This is a genomic window from Sediminibacterium sp. (assembly GCF_030695065.1).
Lineage (GTDB): Bacteria > Bacteroidota > Bacteroidia > Chitinophagales > Chitinophagaceae > Sediminibacterium.
Genome location: NZ_JAUYTR010000022.1, coordinates 24,527 through 41,314 on the forward strand (window position 1 = coordinate 24,527; position 16,788 = coordinate 41,314).

The window sequence follows — 16,788 nt, forward strand, 5'->3', positions numbered from 1 at the left end:
TTGAATCAAAACATATTATCAATACCCCTCCCCATGCGTCTGCTTCACAATAGCACGCACTAGAAAAGGGAATGGTTTTAACGCAGCAATAAAGGCATTGGTCATCCAAGTTTTACCAAAGAAACGCTGCACCCACCTACCCACTGTTAAACGCTGAGCAAATGTTTTATTCCATACTCGAGCATAATGTTGTTCCATGGCTACCCTACTAAGTTCATTGCGCAAAAACGGCGCAATGGCTTCAAAAGCAAGCTTAGATCCATGCAATGCCATACTCATTCCATTGCCACAGAGCGGAGTTATCATACCACCCGCATCGCCTACTAAGAGTACATGATTTTCAATTAATGATTTTCGTTCAAAAGAAATCTGCGCAATCGTAACGGGGGCTTCATATAAATGAACGGCTTTTTCTAAAATGCTTTTCAAGTATGGATTGGCTTTCAACACCGCTTCTTCCATAAACGCAATAGAACCGCCATGGGTTTTTAAATTATGCGCAGTGGTTAAATAACACAAACAAGTTTTACCAGCTTCAATGGCAGAAATACCACAATAGCCATCTTTAAAATTATGCAGGGCTATCAAGTCATTGGGCCAATCAATATCTATATGATATTTCACCCCAATAAAATTATCCAGCTGTTTTTGCTTGCCTAAAATAAAGGGCCGTTTCCACTTCACATCTAAATTACTGCGCTTACCAAAACTACCCACCGCCACTCGCGACTGAACAATACCCAAAGAAGAATGAATGGAAAATAATGCATTTTCAAAATGAATATCATCTACTTTAACTCCCGTTTCAATTCGTACGCCAAGGTCTTTTGCCAATTGGTACAATGTATGATCTAATTGATGCCTACTAATACCAAAGCCGCCTAAATCTAAAGGCTGCTCAATACTATTTCCGTTGGGTGCAGTTACCATTAACTTGTTCACAATGGGCAATTGCATTTTACTCAATGGAACGCCTAAACTTTCAATAAAATCCCAACTTTCTAAACTGATGTACTCCCCACATACCCGATGAAAAGGGTACACTTCTTTCTCAAATAAAATTACTTTAAACCCCGCTTTTGCAGATTGAATAGAGAGCGCTAATCCTGCAAGCCCACCACCTACTATGGCTATATCGTATGAAACATTATAAGCCATTCCGCTCCTTTTTAATTATAGCACAAACCAACCACCTAAATGCCCATTTCCATTGTATATTATAATGGGTAATACCCGCTTCGGCAAACATATTTTCTAATTCTTCTTTACTGAATCCGCGCAACACCGAAAGGGGTGCATCGTTCTTTACTAAGTAACTATTAGAAAAAGCACTGGTTAAAAGTTTGATAGAATGATAAGCCAAATAATGTCTTTGCAAATCGTTGATGAAATGGCCTACCAATGCATTGTTATTGCACCATTGCAACATCTGCACAAACTGTTCATGATTTAAATGATGACCAAATAAAGAAGAAAATACAATATGTGGTTGTTGTTTAAACAACACTAAGGCATAATCAGAACAAATAAATTCCATACCCTTATTCTCGCTTCTACTTTGCGCAAAAGCTATACAATGTGGATTAATGTCTACGCCCATTAATTCCACTTCTATTTGATGTTGCCTGCACCAATCGCGTATTACCCGAAGATTGTCTCCTCCCCCACAACCAATTTCACAAACACGAACAGGCATTCGAGTATTGGCATAATCCAATACATACTTTAACCCTGCAATAGTAATATCATGGCCGCCCAATAACGTATTGATGCGATCCAGCTCTTTCATATTTTGCTGAATGGCTTCAAAAGGAATATCATCCTGATCTAGCAATTCTTTTTGATATGATCTTTCGCTGAAATTAGGCATGGGTAGACGCAATAAAAGTTTCCATAGTTAAGCCAGGACCAAATGCGGCCCCAAAAATATTTGCAGACGCTCCTGCTTGCAGTTGTTCCATAATTTTCTTCAACACAAATAGTACCGTAGGTGAAGACATATTGCCATACTCTTTTAGTACCGCTAAACTTTGTTCCAACTCTGTTCCATTGAAATCAAGGCTTTTGGCAATAGCATCGAGTATTCTTTTTCCTCCAGGATGAATGCACCAATATTGAATGTCTTCTTTTGATATGCCTGCTTTATCCATCGCTTTATTCATCAGGCTTTCAAAATCTGCCTGAATTAAATCGGGCACATAGCCACTCAGGGTCATTAAAAATCCGGTAGATGCAATCACCCAACTCATATCGTCTTTGCCCTTTGGTACAATTTCAGAATAAAAACTTTTGATGTGCAAGCCCGTCATTGCAACATCATCAGACACTACCAATACCGCAGCTGCGCCATCTCCAAATAATAAACTTGAAGCAATATTATCTGCATTGGCTGCATCCTGAAAATGGAGCGTACATAATTCAGTACACACAATCATGACCCTTGCATTTGTTTCTGAATTACAAATAGCATTGGCCATTTTTAACGCGTGAATAGCTGCATAGCAACCCATAAAATTGATGCTGCTTCGGTAGATATTTTTAGGTAAATCCAATAATTCAATCAGTTCCAAATCCAATCCTGGTGCGCTCATACCCGTACAACTCACTGTTATCAAATGTGTGATGCCTTTGCAATTCATGTAATTGACTAAACAGTTTTCAATAGATTCCTTTGCCATGGGAGCGGCGGTTGCCTCATATAAATTCATTCGCTTTTCAATAGAAGGCGTTTTATTTACAGACCCTACTGGTGGAAAAAAATTCCAGTCAGCTGCATCGGTACTAAAATCGGCAATGGCCGAATACCTATGATCAATGCCACTTTGCCGATACAGGAATTTTAATTTTCTAGCTTCTACAGCATCTAACCCATACACTTCTTGCATAAACGTTAATATGCGATTTTGCTCGTGTTTAAATGCCGGCACTGCTGTTCCTATGGAAATAATTTTACTCAAAAAGATTCAATATTAATATAGTGATAAATGCCAAGTTGGTGCATACCGATGCAATCAAATTCATTTGCATGGTATGTTTAAAATTTGCCGCCGCAGCATCTTTCCAAACTTGATTGGCCCAATAAAAAAAGTAAATTAAAGTAGGTATAAAAAACAGTTGCAATAAGATTAATCCATTTACTTGATAAGACAATAAAAACCAATAAACCAATACCCCAAAGGATAATGCATACACTACAGCGGTAAAAATAAACGTTCCTCTATAACCCAATACATAACTAATAGTGGTTACCCCATCAGCTTTGTCGGCTTGGTGCTGGTATATTTGTGTGAGTGGATAAAAGCCTCCAATTAATAAACTAGCCGCTATCATTGCAGGCCAGGGTGCTTCTAACGTAAGGTCTGAACTGGTTCCATGATATACCAACCAAAATGTAACCGCTCCTTGAAATACCACCACGGTTAAAAATCCAATAATTGGATACTGTTTCAATCGAATGCCTCTATAACTGTATGCCCTTGATACCAAAATATACAAGAGTACTCCAATAGCAAAATACACACTAATGAAAAATCCAATGAGTACTGCCAACGCATCCATCCATACCGTCACCTGAAACAATTGGCGGGTGGGCTGTAGCGGCTTCTCTAATCCACCTATTGCCGTTTCATCTTTGTCCATATACGAATTGTATCCGTTGCTGGCAGGATACACCAATACATGTAATAATATAAAAACCAATACTGCATTCAACCAATTGATAGTAGGCACCTGACTCAATGCAAACCAATAAATGGGCATTAAGAAAAAGGAGAAGTGAAAGCGAAGCAGCTGAATGGTTGATTGCTGAATCATAGTTTAAGTTAATATTTAAATTGAACTTATCCCGTTTACAATTGTAAAATGATGAAGAAACAAAAAACTATGAAAGTTTTATCCTTTTTTATTGCAATTATATTGCTTTCTACTTCTGCGTTTGCTCAAAAATACAATCCACTTGATGCCGAGAGTACAGTACAATTTGTCATTAAAAACTTTGGAATAAAAGTGGATGGTCAATTAAAGGGGATTAAAGGATCCATCAGCTTTGATCCATCCGAACTCAATAACAGCAACTTCAATGTGTCGGTAAATGCCAATACAATTAATACAGACAACACTGCTAGAGACAAGCACCTCAAGAAAGCAGACTACTTTAATGTAGCGCAATTTCCTTTGATCAGTTTTGTAAGTTCCAAAATAACAAAAGGCAATGCAGCAGGTTTATACAAAGTAGCTGGAAACCTTACTATCAAAGGAACAACCAAACCCATTGAATTTGACTTTACGGCTAGCCCAACCAATAAAGGCTATCAATTTAAAGGATTATTTACCATCAATCGCCGTGACTTTAAAGTGGGTGGTAGTAGCTTGCCTTTATCAGATAACTTGACCGTGCAACTAGATATTATTGCGAATAAAAACTAACCATATAAAACCAATCAAATGAAATATGTAAGCTCATTCATTCTTTTAGTAGCAACCACTTTTACCCTACATGCTCAACAAAAGGCTAGAACCGAACAATTAGTAGACTTCACCCTTGGTTTTGGTAGCGGACAATCAACAGTTTCCTTTGGGTATTTTAAGAACTGGAACTTAGGAAAAAAACAAAGCTTTTATATTGGAACAGGTGTAAGATTGAGTAACGCTTTTGGTAAGAATCAAGTATTTACTTCTGCTCCCGCAAGTCTTGCCGCTAATTCAGCTAATAAAGACAGTTTATTTAGCTCTTCAGCCAGCACTTATGCTTTAAATGCTATTCTCAACCTGGGATACCATATATCGCCCAAATTAGATGTAGGGTTCAATATTGATTTGATTGGGTTTTCATTTGGACCATCAAGAATCAAACTATTCAGCGGTAACGGAACCTCAACCACTACTACAGCAGAGCCAACCCGCATGAATGTATTATTGGTAGGCAACAATGACCGTGGCACGCTAAACTCTGAATTTTACCTACGTTATAAAGTGAGTACCAAGTGGGGGATTAAACTGGCTTATCAGCATTTTTTCACAGAACTCACTACTATTAATAAGGTTCAAACCGTTCCTGTTCAAAACGATCGATTTAGGAATATAACCAACTTATTCGGTATTGGGGTAGCTTATCATTTTTAAGCTGTTGAGTTTAAATAAGCTTTTTTTTAAAAGAAGGCTATTTAAGTATTGAATTCATTGAAAACAATGGGAATAGAGTAATCAAGGAAATTTTTGAGTGGTTTACCCTTGAAAAAAATTTCTAATTAATTGGCAGCAGCAGACAAAAAGTTACCAATACATTATCGGAATTTGAAGCCAAAAGAATCCTTCAATTTAATCAATAGCTTATTATCATACCTGATATAACTAAACTTAAAGTTAAATATTATATTTTCCTATTTGCAATTAGCTATGACTTGACTTATAGTTGGATTGAACTTATTATCTGTAACAAGCCATTCCCCAGTAATGCCTGATACTAAGAGTGGCTTTACTGCGCAATAATCATCTAATGAACTATTTATAGCTATTGCAAAAAGAGTTTTTAAACTTTTAATATTTCCCAATCCTTCCAAATTTTTCAAAGATGGATTATTATTTAAATTAACAGTTTCAACATTTGATAAATTATCAAGCCCTTTCATATTTAGTAATTTATCATTATGCGAAACATATAGAATCTTCAAACTTTGTATATTCTCCATTCCTTTAAAATTAAAAAGCAAAGGATTCCGTTCAACATATAAATATATTAAACTGCGTAGATTTTGAAATGCATCTAAACTACTCAGCTTTGAATTGTCAGATACATTCAGTATTTCCAAGTGCTTAATTTTATTTAATGGGGTAAAATCAGACAATACAGAATTACCAATTGCATATATAGCAAATCTGACAGAGTCTATATTTCGAAGTGCACTTATGTCTAACAAATTAGGATTGTTTTTTAAACTTATTCTTTCTAGTAATTTTATTTTCTCAAGTCCATTTAAATTAGTTAGAGAAGCATTATTATCAATTTCAAGATCATAATACAAGACTTCAAGATTTCTTAAAGCACTTATATCGGTAAGTAAAGGATTTCTTCTAATCATAAGACTACCCAACAAGATTCTTAATTGCTCTAATCCTTTTAATGATTTTAAATTTTCATTATCATTGATATGAATTTCGAAATTCAAGCAAGTTGTTAAACTTTCGAGCCCCTCAAGGTTTTCTAAGATTTTATTTCTGAAAATAGAAGTATTTCCATCAATAATCTTTAATTTTTTTAGACCTTTAAAATTTTTGAGTAAATAATTATGTTCAACCTTCAACCCACCGGGAAAGTCAACCCCAATTATTTCAAGATTTTCCAACCCAGTAAAATCTTTGATGGAAGTTCTAATTATATCTAATCTACTACTGATTTTAATAATACTATTTAAAGGAGACAAATCCGTAATAGTAGTTCCAGTGACTGTTAGACCTCCTCTTATATAAGTATAATTGTTGGAGCCAAAATCATTGACTTCCTGTTGATTAGATAATGTAATGGAACCAAAATACGTTTTATCAGGTAGAGAATTAAAACTAACCTCATTCCCATACCCAACACCATCATCATTGATACCATATGTTCTTATATACCACCTTTTATTGGAAGGTATTCCAATAATAACACTTTTGAAAACCCCAGCACTATCTGCATTCTTAGTGATTTTATTAACATTACGTTGTAAAGTGGGCATTGAAACAGTATCAACCAAGAAACCAAGCTCTTTCACTTTAGAACCGCCTGAATCAACAAGTCTACCACTAAAATCAACTGAATAGCCAGAAAGATTTTTAATTGAATCAGTGACTAAAATAGGCAATTTTATTACTGGTGCAGGAGTCGGAACTGGTCTAACTATTATATCATTGGTTTTCTTACACCCAACTAAAATAAAGGAAATATACACTACCACCCATAATATGCGCATAGGAATTGAATTTTAATCAAATATAATTAGTACTGATTTTGAAACCAATTTTGGTTTTGAATTACATGTAGCTTGAATCAGCTAAATTTTAATACTTCAATAAATTTATTTATCTTAAAACCTAAACCTTTTACAATGAAAACATTCAACACTTTTCTAGTAACCACATTATTGGCGTCTACCCTATTATTCAGTTGCAAATCTGAACTTAAAGTAGAAACGGATAAAACTACTTTCGACTTAGCTACTGCTAAAACAGAAATTGAAGCAGCCAATAAAATAACTATGGATGCTTTTGCAAAAGGAGACTCCGTTGCAATTGCTAATATGTATGCGGATGATGCCAAGCTCATGTTTACAGGCATGCCAGCTGTTGTTGGCAAAGCAGGTATTCAGTCTGTATTTGGGGGATATATCAAAGGAGGCGTGAATAAAATTGAACTTAAAACCAATGAAGTTTGGGGTACAGAAGATTTATTAGCCGAAGAAGGCGCTGTAACTATTTATGTTGGTGAACAAATAGTAGGTCAAGAAAAATTTATTGTGCTTTGGAAAAAAGTAGGTGGCCAATGGAAAATCATTAGAGATATAGCCAATTCTGATTTAGCACCACAACCAACTAATTAACGAATAATATAAGCCTTATTAATTTTATCCAACTTTGGAAAACGTTCCATAAATAATGCTGGATTTTTCTGGAGGGTATCGAGGGCGCGCATAGTTCTGCCTTCATAGCCCGCATATAAAGAATCAACTACCTGCATTCCATTAATGACTTTTCCAAAAGGGGGATATCCTACTACGCCACCAGCTTTAAGTGTATCTAATCGTTGATTGTCTTTTAAATTGATGAATAGTGTACTTCCTCTGGTTTCTTTACCGCTCCTGGCGTAACTAAGGTATCCCCTTAAATTACTTTGAATAACAGGTTCGTCTGCTAATTTATACGGTTTCCATTTTTGTAAAAACAAGGTATCATTATTGCCCCACTGTACCACAAAATTGGGTACCACCCTATAGAAAAGGGTATTGTTATAAAAACGATGTTTTACGGTTTGATAAAAACGATCGGCCGCTAAGGGAGACCATGCCCTGGTTATCTCAACATCAAAATTACCCTTGCTTGTTTCAAACCTTGTGATAAAGTTTGCTGGAGCTTGTTCATCTAACCATTTTGATTTGAAAACTGGTTTGGCACAACCAACCAATAACAGCATTAAAAGAAAAGATGGAACGATTGCTTTTTTCATAATTAGAAAAATAATATTTATTACTCCTTCCCTACACTTCTCTCAACAATAGCATGTATGATTTGATCAAGTTCTTTTGTTTCATTCAACAACAAATCAAGTTTCTCTATTTTTTCGGTCTCTGTTAAAACAGCTGAGTCTTTGATTAATTTGTACAAGCCCATCATATTAACCATATGCCTTCGCACTTCATGAGACTGTTGCCATGTGATTTGCTTCAGCCTTTCGTTTTGCTGCACAATTTGATTTTCTTTTGCTTTGCTTGCAGTGATATCATGACCTAAACAAAGAATACCTACAGGGGTTCCCGCTTTGTCTTTGAACAAAGAGAACTCCCAGTGCGTCCAATGGTACTCATTCTTTAAATTACTTGGTTTTCTTATTTCAATGGGAAAAGATTTGTCGGGATGAATAAAACATTTCTGCACCACTTCATCGCATTTTGCTAAGTCTTCTGGATGAATTGCTACAGATATATGTTCGCCTACAAAATGTGGACTCAAAAAAGAAAATCGTTGTTCAAACACGTCATTTACATAAATATACTTTCCTTCTAAATCGGTAATAATTAAAGAATAAGTGCTTGAATTCCGCAAGAATTCTGGCAGTAGGTTGATGATTTCTTGTTGGGTCATTCAATAATAATAGGTATCTCAAATATAGGAGTTTGCAACAATAAAAAAGCCCCGAGTAAACTCGAGGCTTTCTATAATAACACAACTAATATTTATTTTACATCAAAACGGTCTAGGTTCATTACTTTATTCCAAGCAGCAACAAAGTCTTTTATCAATTTCTCTTTACCGTCTGCATAGCTGTATACTTCAGCAATAGCGCGTAGTTCGGAGTTAGAACCAAAAACCAAGTCTACACGGGTTCCAGTCCATTTAACAGCGCCGGTTTTGCGATCATGTGCTTCAAATGTGTCTTTATGATCATTGGTAGGCACCCAAGTATGACCAAGGTCTAACAAGTTCACAAAGAAATCATTGGTTAACACTTCTGGTTGATTGGTTAAAACACCATGCTTACTTTGATTGTAATTGGCATTCAATACACGCATACCACCAACCAACGCGGTCATTTCAGGAGCAGTTAAAGTAAGCAACTGGGCTTTGTCTATTAACAACTCTTCTGCCGATAATGTATAACGAGCTTTTGCATAGTTTCTAAAACCATCTGCAATAGGCTCTAATACAGAAAACGATTCAACATCAGTTTGTTCTTGAGAAGCATCTGTTCTTCCTGCAGTGAAAGGAACAGTGATGTTATGACCAGCTGCTTTCGCCGCTTTTTCAATTGCAGCACAACCACCCAATACAATCAAATCTGCCATAGAAACTTGCTTGTCACCTGCAGCAGCATTGAATGCTTTTTGAACACCTTCTAATGCGTCTAATACTTTAGACAACTGAGCAGGATTATTGGCTTCCCAATATTTTTGCGGTGTTAAACGAATACGACCGCCATTGGCACCACCACGCTTGTCTGATCCACGGAATGTAGAAGCAGAAGCCCAAGCAGTTGATACCAATTCAGATACTGATAAACCAGTTGCTAATATTTGCGCCTTCAATGCTTCAACATCAGCAGAATCAATGGTTTTATAGGTTGCAGCAGGAATAGGATCTTGCCATATTAATTCTTCAGCAGGAACTTCTGAACCTAAATACAATGCCTTAGGCCCCATATCACGGTGCGTTAATTTAAACCAAGCTCTTGCAAATGTATCGGCAAATAAATCTGGGTTCTCATAAAACTTACGAGAAACTTTTTCATAAGCAGGATCTACTCTTAATGCAATATCAGAAGTAAGCATAAATGGTGCATGTTTCTTGTTTGGATTATGTGCATCTGGTACTGTTCCTTCTCCACCATTATTCTTTGGCTTCCATTGATGTGCACCAGCTGGGCTCTTGGTTAATTCCCACTCAAAGCCAAATAAATTTTCAAAATAATTATTGCTCCATTTGGTTGGAGTGGTGGTCCAAGCACCTTCTAATCCACTAGTAATAGTATACTCTCCATTACCAGTTCCAAAACTATTTTTCCAGCCAAGGTTTTGCTCTTCTAAACCCGCAGCAGCTGGCTCTGGTCCTACATATTTGCCTGGATCTCCTGCACCATGTGTTTTACCAAAAGTATGTCCGCCAGCAATTAATGCTACGGTTTCTTCATCGTTCATTGCCATACGTGCAAATGTTTCGCGGATATCGCGAGCAGATGCCAATGGATCAGGATTACCGTTAGGCCCTTCAGGGTTAACATAAATTAATCCCATTTGAACGGCTGCCAATGGATTCTCTAATTCGCGGTCGCCTGTATAACGCTTATCGCCCAACCACTCGCGCTCTGATCCCCAGTAAATATCTTCTTCTGGTTCCCAAACATCTGCACGACCTCCACCAAAACCAAAGGTTTTAAAGCCCATTGATTCTAATGCTACGTTACCAGTTAAAATCATTAAATCGGCCCAAGATAATTTCTTACCATATTTCTGTTTAATAGGCAATAACAACAAACGTGCTTTGTCTAAGTTGGTATTATCGGGCCAGCTATTCAATGGAGCAAAACGCTGCGTTCCAGAACAAGCACCACCCCTACCATCTGCAGTTCTGTATGTTCCTGCACTATGCCATGCCATACGAATAAAGAATGGACCATAGTGTCCAAAATCGGCAGGCCACCAATCTTGCGAATTGGTCATTAAATTGGTTAAGTCTGTTTTTACTGCTGCTAAATCTAAGGTTTTGAATTCTGTTGCATAATCGTAAGATGCATCCATTGGATTAGACAACATAGAATTCTGACGCAGAATATTCAACTTTAATTGATTGGGCCACCAGTCGCGATTTCTGGTACCACCACCTGCTATTTGGGTTGCTTTAGCTGTTGCTCCTGTAAAAGGGCACTTGGCTTCGCCACCTGCATTCATTGGGTTATTTTCCATATATTGATTTGGTTTTTACGGTTAAAAAATTAGAGTGCAAAATTACACCGAAACTTGCATAGACGGTGTTTATTTTAATTGAAAAATTAGTTACAAAATGTATCATTCAATTTTACTACTTCTGTTAACTTTTAGTGGGTTAAACGTAATAAAAGCTCAACAAAAAAAGTTGAAAATTGTTTTCGTAATTGCTGATGGAATTCCTGCAGATTTAATAGAGAAATCGGCAAAACCCAACCTAAATAAAATTATTGCCAACGGTTTTTATAAAAGAGCTTTTGTTGGGGGGATTAAAAACGCCTTCAACCAAACCCCCACTATTTCTGCACCAGGCTACAATAACTTGATTACTGGCACTTGGGCCAACAAACACCAAGTATTAGATAATAATATTAAGAACCCCAATTATCATTACTATTCTATTTTCAGGTACCTCAAAGAACAATACCCGCAAAAATCAACTGCAGTTTTTTCTACTTGGCAAGACAATAGAACCAAATTGGTTGGTGATGGCTTACCACAAACAGGCGGTTTTAACATTGACTATGCCTACGATGGGTATGAATTAGACACCCTTCAATTTCCGCACGATAAAGAAGCAAAATATACCCATTTAATTGACAACCATGTAATAGCCAAAGCAGACAGCACCATTCGTGTAGCAGCGCCAGATTTATCTTGGATTTATTTACAACATACCGATGATATTGGCCATCGTTTTGGGTATAGCCCGCAAATGGAAAAAGCCATTGAATATTTAGACTCGCAAATGGGAACCATTTGGGATGCCATACAATTCAGGCAAAAAAAATACCAGGAAGATTGGTTATTCATTATTACCACCGACCATGGAAGAGACATTGCAACAGGTAAAAATCATGGTGGTCAATCCGATGGAGAAAGAACTACTTGGATGATAGCTAATATCAAAAACTCCAATACTTATTTTCAATTAAACGCGCCTGCCATTGTAGATATACTTCCTACTATGCTGCGTTTTCAAGAAATAAATATTCCTAAAGCAAATGAATACGAATTAGATGGCGTTCCAATTATTGGCAATGTTTCCTTGTCGCATTCTTCTGTAGAAAAAAGGGGAGACAGTTTAATGATTCATTGGAAAGCGTATGAGAAAAATACCAAAGTTCGTATTCTAGTAAGCTATACCAATCTATTTAAAGAAGGTCAAGAAGACAGCTATGAAACCCTTGCTACCGTTGCAGTTGAACAAGAACAATTTTCAATTAATATTGATTCAAATAAACGCTTTGCTAAATTTGTTTTAGTAGGAAAGTACAATACCATCAACACCCAATGGCACAATAAATAACTATCGAATATTGTGCAAATACTCGCTCCCTACTTTTCCGTAATTGTCATTCAAATGCGCAGTTACCAATGCGTTTACTACACGTGATTCTTTTTGTGAACTGTATTTTTTAATCAGGTTTACTTGCTGATTAATAACGCTCAGTGGTGCTACTACCGGAACAAACTCTGCCAGTACATCATTTTTTAATACCCCATATTCATAATGCTGGTAACAAAATTTCACTTTTTGTCCTTCGGCTAATTGATCTGCATCGCTAATAACCGTTTGATTAAAATAAATTCCTCTATCGGATGCTGGTATTTTTCTTACAACTGTAGCTCCCGCTTTTTCCCATTGCAGGTAAAAGAAATTTTGTACATCTAATTTATAAAAAGGAATAATTTTTAAAGGCAATCCAGTAACCAACAAAACTCGGTAATTGGTCTCGGGTGAATGAAAATATGTTCTAGGATTATACCCTTCGTAATTAAGTGGTCTCGAAACAATTTTATACTCACTCTGTATAGCTGTAACCTGGTCTTTTACCGTTAAATCTTTACCTGCAGATTTGGGCGTAATTTCTACTCTCCCTCTTTTAAGATGAATTAATACCAATTTTGAATTGGCATCTCTCAAAAATATTTTATCGGTAGGCTTAAGCATATCGCCCATTCTAACTCCGCGATTGTTTACAGTATTAATTGCACCCCCCTTTACATAAATGACATAAAAATTGTCTTCTTGCATAAAGCTTGTACCCATTAATAAAATCAAAAGGGCAATCAATAATCTGTTCATCTTCTAATAATTTTCTCTATTCAAAAATACAACTTAATGCATGGTAGCATTACCACCTCTATGTGATTGTCCAAACTGGAATGCTTGAACTTTCACTGGCTTATTGTTTTCTATTTCTACCTTAAAGATATAATCATAATCATCATCGCTTAAGGCTTTAACAGGTCGTTGGCCTCCCAATGCTTCAATTGTTTCTAGCACCGTATTTGAATGCCCTACTAACAAAACAGTCTTCCCTTTTGCCTTTTCAAGTAATTGGGTGGCAACCGTTCCTAAATTTTTTGGATTGTAAATGTCTAAGGGTGCCGTAATATGTTCCGCTGTTTGCCTAGTTCTTTTAGTATCGGTTGAATAAATAACAGCAATGCTTTCTTTTTTAAGGTATACGGCTAAATCCTTTGCTCTTTGTTTGCCTTCTGCAGTTAAATCGGGATTGGCCCTTGTTGCAAATGCCGTGTCTTTTTCGGCGTGCCGAACAATCCATACTGTGGTTGTTTGTGCGACGGCTATACTCCACCCAAAAAATAAAATCACCAGGGTCATTAACCCTCTTACTATTTGTCTCGTTTTCATTTAATTTTTTTTATTTACCGCAAAAAACCGCAGTTGACGCTGTTTGCAACTCTAGTTACTGCAAGTTCTTGCAAAACAACAATTTATTCATTAAATATAATTAAACTTGCAACTAAATAAGTCATTTATTATGTGTGGAATTGTTGGTTATATAGGGCCAAGAGAGGCCTATCCTATTGTGTTAAAGGGGCTGAAAAGATTGGAATACCGCGGTTATGATAGTTCTGGTGTTGCTTTATTGCACAATCATCATATTAACGTTTACAAGAAAAAAGGAAAAGTGGCTGAGCTTGAAGAAGCCACTATTGGTCATGACGTGCACGCACATATTGGCATTGGTCATACTCGTTGGGCTACCCATGGTGAACCCAGCGACAGAAACGCGCATCCGCATCAATCTCAGAGTGGCGATTTAGCCATGATTCATAATGGAATCATTGAGAACTACACTCAAATTAAAAAGGAACTTGAATCAAAAGGATATCATTTTAAAAGTGATACCGATACTGAAGTATTGTTGAATTTTATTGAAGACATTAAAATCAATAACAACTGTACTTTAGAAGAAGCTTTACGAATTGCATTAAAACGTATTGTTGGTGCTTATTGTATTCTTTTGATTTCGAAGGATGAACCCGATACCATTATTGCTGCCCGTAAAGGAAGCCCATTGGTAATTGGTATTGGCAAGGGCGAACATTTTTTAGCTAGTGATGCTTCGCCAATTATTGAATACACAAAAGAAGTAGTGTATGTAAATGATTATGAAATTGCGATTGTTAAACCCGACGAATTAATTCTGAAGAACTTAGGTAATGAAAAGCAAACGCCTTTTATTACTAAACTAGATATGGAATTAGCAGCTATTGAAAAAGGCGGCTATGATCATTTCATGCTCAAAGAAATTCATGAGCAACCCAATACCATTCACGACTGCTTAAGAGGTCGTTTGTTGCCTCAGAGTTTGCAAATTATGATGGGTGGAATCGAAAATAATATGGATGCATTCATCAATGCAAACCGCATCATGATTGTTGCCTGCGGTACCAGTTGGCACGCCGGTTTAGTAGCCGAATATTTAATTGAAGAATTCTGTAGAATTCCTGTTGAAGTGGAATACGCTTCTGAATTCCGTTACAGAAATCCGGTGATTCATAAAGGTGATGTAATCATTGCCATTTCTCAAAGCGGTGAAACGGCCGATACTTTAGTTGCATTGGAAAGTGCCAAAGAAAAAGGCGCATTTATTTTTGGAGTGGTGAATGCAGTAGGTAGCAGCATTGCTCGTTTAAGTCATGCGGGTGCATACACCCATAGTGGCCCTGAAATTGGAGTAGCTAGTACCAAAGCTTTCACTGGCCAATTGGCTGTATTAATGATGATGTCGCTAAAAATTGGTTACGCTAAAGGAACACTTTCTAAAGATCGTTATGTTCAATTAATGCACGATTTAGAAAGCATCCCTGAAAAAATAAAAGAGATTTTAGCCGACACTTCTAATATTGAACGCATTGCAGAAAAATACAAAGACGCTGCAGACTTTTTGTTCTTAGGAAGAGGATACAATTTCCCTGTTGCGCTAGAAGGCGCGCTTAAACTAAAAGAGATTTCTTACATACATGCAGAAGGATATCCTGCTGCCGAAATGAAACATGGCCCTATTGCATTGGTAGATGAAAACTTGCCTGTTGTTTTTGTTGCAACAAAAGATTCTTATTACGAGAAAATTGTTTCGAACGTTCAAGAAATAAAAGCCAGAAAAGGCAAAGTGATTGCTGTAGCAACTGTTGGCGACGAAGTTATTCCTGGCATGGCAGACGACGTCATGTTTGTGCCTGATGCAGACGAAGCCATTGCTCCTTTATTAAGCGTTGTGCCTTTGCAATTATTGAGCTACTATGTGGGTCTTTACAAAGGTCTTGACGTAGATAAGCCTAGAAACTTAGCGAAGAGTGTAACGGTGGAGTAATGATTTGTTTTTTAGTTATTGCTTAACATAAAAATAGTAGGAGTAAAAACTCCTACTATTTTCATTTGTACTATAATTGAGGGAATCCCCTATTTATAGCTATCAGTATTAACGATAATTCATTAAGAACCAGCTTGTACCGTTTGAGATATATTGTAAAAAGCGATAGTCAATTGAAATGCCACTATTATCTACACTTCCTCCTAAACTTAATACGGAATCTATTTTCTCCTGGTTATTACTAACTCTTAGAACGATTGTTTTCCCATTATTTAATGTAGCGTTTGGCAATGTTACTTCAATAGGGTCACGATTCTGACTAGAAGTGATAATAGTTGTTGTATGTATCAATATACCACTAGCATTTACTAGAGATGAGAAAGTAGAGTTGTTTATTGTAAAAGTTCTTGAAGAGGTTGTTCCTGCACCAGCAGTGGAAACAGCGTTTTCTCCAGTTGCTCCTGTATCTCCTTTGTCTCCTTTAATTCCTTGTGGCCCAGTTGCACCGGTTGCTCCGGTTGCTCCTGTATCACCCTTTTCTCCTTTCGCACCATCAACTCCATTTGTACCATTTACTCCAGCAACACCTTGAATACCTTGTGCACCTGTATCTCCTTTGTCACCTTTAACGCCAGCAACTCCTTGATCGCCCTTATCACCTTTATCTCCTTTTGCACCATCAACTCCATTGATACCATTTGCACCTGCAACTCCTTTCTCTCCTTGAATTCCTTGTGCACCTGTATCTCCTTTGTCACCCTTAACTCCAGCAACACCTTGAATACCTTGATCACCCTTTTCTCCCTTATCTCCTGTTAATCCTTTCTCTCCTTGAATTCCTTGTGCACCTGTATCTCCCTTGTCACCTTTAATTCCAGCAACACCTTGAATACCTTGATCACCCTTTTCTCCTGTTAATCCTATCTCGCCTAGAATTCCTTGAATTCCTAGAGCACCTGTATCTCCCTTGTCACCTTTAACTCCAGCAA

15 protein-coding genes and 1 pseudogene are annotated in these 16,788 nt (G+C 36.9%); 5 read left to right on the forward strand and 11 right to left on the reverse strand.

Features of this window, described 5'->3' with window-relative positions; all coding sequences use genetic code 11:
* Positions 1 to 18 precede the first annotated feature (18 nt).
* Genes Q8S25_RS10700 through Q8S25_RS10715 form a run of 4 tightly spaced genes read right to left on the reverse strand, consistent with a single transcriptional unit; the run spans position 19 to position 3,813 of the window.
* Positions 19 to 1,158: an NAD(P)/FAD-dependent oxidoreductase gene (locus tag Q8S25_RS10700; protein ID WP_305537566.1), complete on the reverse strand. Its 1,140-nt coding sequence runs from the start codon at positions 1,156 to 1,158 to the stop codon at positions 19 to 21.
* Positions 1,148 to 1,870 carry a methyltransferase domain-containing protein gene (locus Q8S25_RS10705; protein ID WP_305537568.1) on the reverse strand — a complete coding sequence of 241 codons (723 nt, stop codon included), beginning with the start codon at positions 1,868 to 1,870 and terminating at the stop codon, positions 1,148 to 1,150. Before Q8S25_RS10705 ends, Q8S25_RS10700 begins: the two co-directional genes overlap by 11 nt.
* Positions 1,863 to 2,957: a type III polyketide synthase gene (locus tag Q8S25_RS10710; protein WP_305537570.1), complete on the reverse strand. Its 1,095-nt coding sequence runs from the start codon at positions 2,955 to 2,957 to the stop codon at positions 1,863 to 1,865. The genes Q8S25_RS10705 and Q8S25_RS10710 overlap by 8 nt, the downstream gene beginning before the upstream one ends.
* Positions 2,950 to 3,813, reverse strand: a complete 864-nt coding sequence (locus Q8S25_RS10715; RefSeq protein ID WP_305537572.1) for a UbiA family prenyltransferase — start codon at positions 3,811 to 3,813, stop codon at positions 2,950 to 2,952. Before Q8S25_RS10715 ends, Q8S25_RS10710 begins: the two co-directional genes overlap by 8 nt.
* A gap of 69 nt (positions 3,814 to 3,882) precedes the next feature.
* On the opposite strand from Q8S25_RS10715, the gene Q8S25_RS10720 reads away from it, so the two are divergent.
* Positions 3,883 to 4,425, forward strand: a complete 543-nt coding sequence (locus Q8S25_RS10720) for a YceI family protein (protein ID WP_305537574.1) — start codon at positions 3,883 to 3,885, stop codon at positions 4,423 to 4,425.
* Positions 4,426 to 4,443: 18 nt separating this feature from the next.
* Entirely contained in the window at positions 4,444 to 5,121 is a 678-nt protein-coding gene (locus Q8S25_RS10725; RefSeq protein WP_305537576.1) for a hypothetical protein, read from the forward strand.
* A gap of 257 nt (positions 5,122 to 5,378) precedes the next feature.
* Here the strand turns inward: Q8S25_RS10725 and Q8S25_RS10730 are convergent, their stop codons facing one another.
* Entirely contained in the window at positions 5,379 to 6,947 is a 1,569-nt protein-coding gene (locus Q8S25_RS10730; protein ID WP_305537578.1) for a hypothetical protein, read from the reverse strand.
* Positions 6,948 to 7,082: 135 nt separating this feature from the next.
* Between Q8S25_RS10730 and Q8S25_RS10735 the strand changes: the two genes are divergently transcribed.
* Entirely contained in the window at positions 7,083 to 7,574 is a 492-nt protein-coding gene (locus tag Q8S25_RS10735) for a nuclear transport factor 2 family protein (RefSeq protein ID WP_305537580.1), read from the forward strand.
* On the opposite strand, the gene Q8S25_RS10740 is transcribed toward Q8S25_RS10735, so the two are convergent.
* The 3 genes from Q8S25_RS10740 to katG form a co-directional block, all read right to left on the reverse strand.
* A complete protein-coding gene (locus tag Q8S25_RS10740) occupies positions 7,571 to 8,197 on the reverse strand; it encodes a peptidylprolyl isomerase (protein ID WP_305537582.1) in 627 nt (208 codons plus the stop codon). The two genes, Q8S25_RS10735 and Q8S25_RS10740, sit on opposite strands and share 4 nt — an antisense overlap.
* A gap of 20 nt (positions 8,198 to 8,217) precedes the next feature.
* Entirely contained in the window at positions 8,218 to 8,832 is a 615-nt protein-coding gene (locus tag Q8S25_RS10745; protein ID WP_305537584.1) for a PAS domain-containing protein, read from the reverse strand.
* A gap of 92 nt (positions 8,833 to 8,924) precedes the next feature.
* On the reverse strand, positions 8,925 to 11,147 hold the full coding sequence (gene katG / locus Q8S25_RS10750) for a catalase/peroxidase HPI (RefSeq protein ID WP_305537586.1): 2,223 nt from the start codon (positions 11,145 to 11,147) through the stop codon (positions 8,925 to 8,927).
* A 97-nt stretch (positions 11,148 to 11,244) separates the two neighbouring features.
* Here katG and Q8S25_RS10755 point away from each other — a divergent pair, with 97 nt between their 5' ends.
* Positions 11,245 to 12,477 carry an alkaline phosphatase family protein gene (locus Q8S25_RS10755; protein WP_305537588.1) on the forward strand — a complete coding sequence of 411 codons (1,233 nt, stop codon included), beginning with the start codon at positions 11,245 to 11,247 and terminating at the stop codon, positions 12,475 to 12,477.
* Here the strand turns inward: Q8S25_RS10755 and Q8S25_RS10760 are convergent, their stop codons facing one another.
* Both Q8S25_RS10760 and Q8S25_RS10765 read right to left on the reverse strand, forming a co-directional pair.
* Entirely contained in the window at positions 12,478 to 13,257 is a 780-nt protein-coding gene (locus Q8S25_RS10760) for a hypothetical protein (RefSeq protein WP_305537590.1), read from the reverse strand.
* A 33-nt stretch (positions 13,258 to 13,290) separates the two neighbouring features.
* Positions 13,291 to 13,830, reverse strand: a complete 540-nt coding sequence (locus Q8S25_RS10765) for a histidine phosphatase family protein (RefSeq protein ID WP_305537592.1) — start codon at positions 13,828 to 13,830, stop codon at positions 13,291 to 13,293.
* A 130-nt stretch (positions 13,831 to 13,960) separates the two neighbouring features.
* Here Q8S25_RS10765 and glmS point away from each other — a divergent pair, with 130 nt between their 5' ends.
* Positions 13,961 to 15,799 carry a glutamine--fructose-6-phosphate transaminase (isomerizing) gene (glmS, locus tag Q8S25_RS10770; protein ID WP_305537594.1) on the forward strand — a complete coding sequence of 613 codons (1,839 nt, stop codon included), beginning with the start codon at positions 13,961 to 13,963 and terminating at the stop codon, positions 15,797 to 15,799.
* Between the two features lie 108 nt (positions 15,800 to 15,907).
* Here the strand turns inward: glmS and Q8S25_RS10775 are convergent.
* Positions 15,908 to 16,788: pseudogene (locus tag Q8S25_RS10775) on the reverse strand (hypothetical protein); the annotation flags it as partial.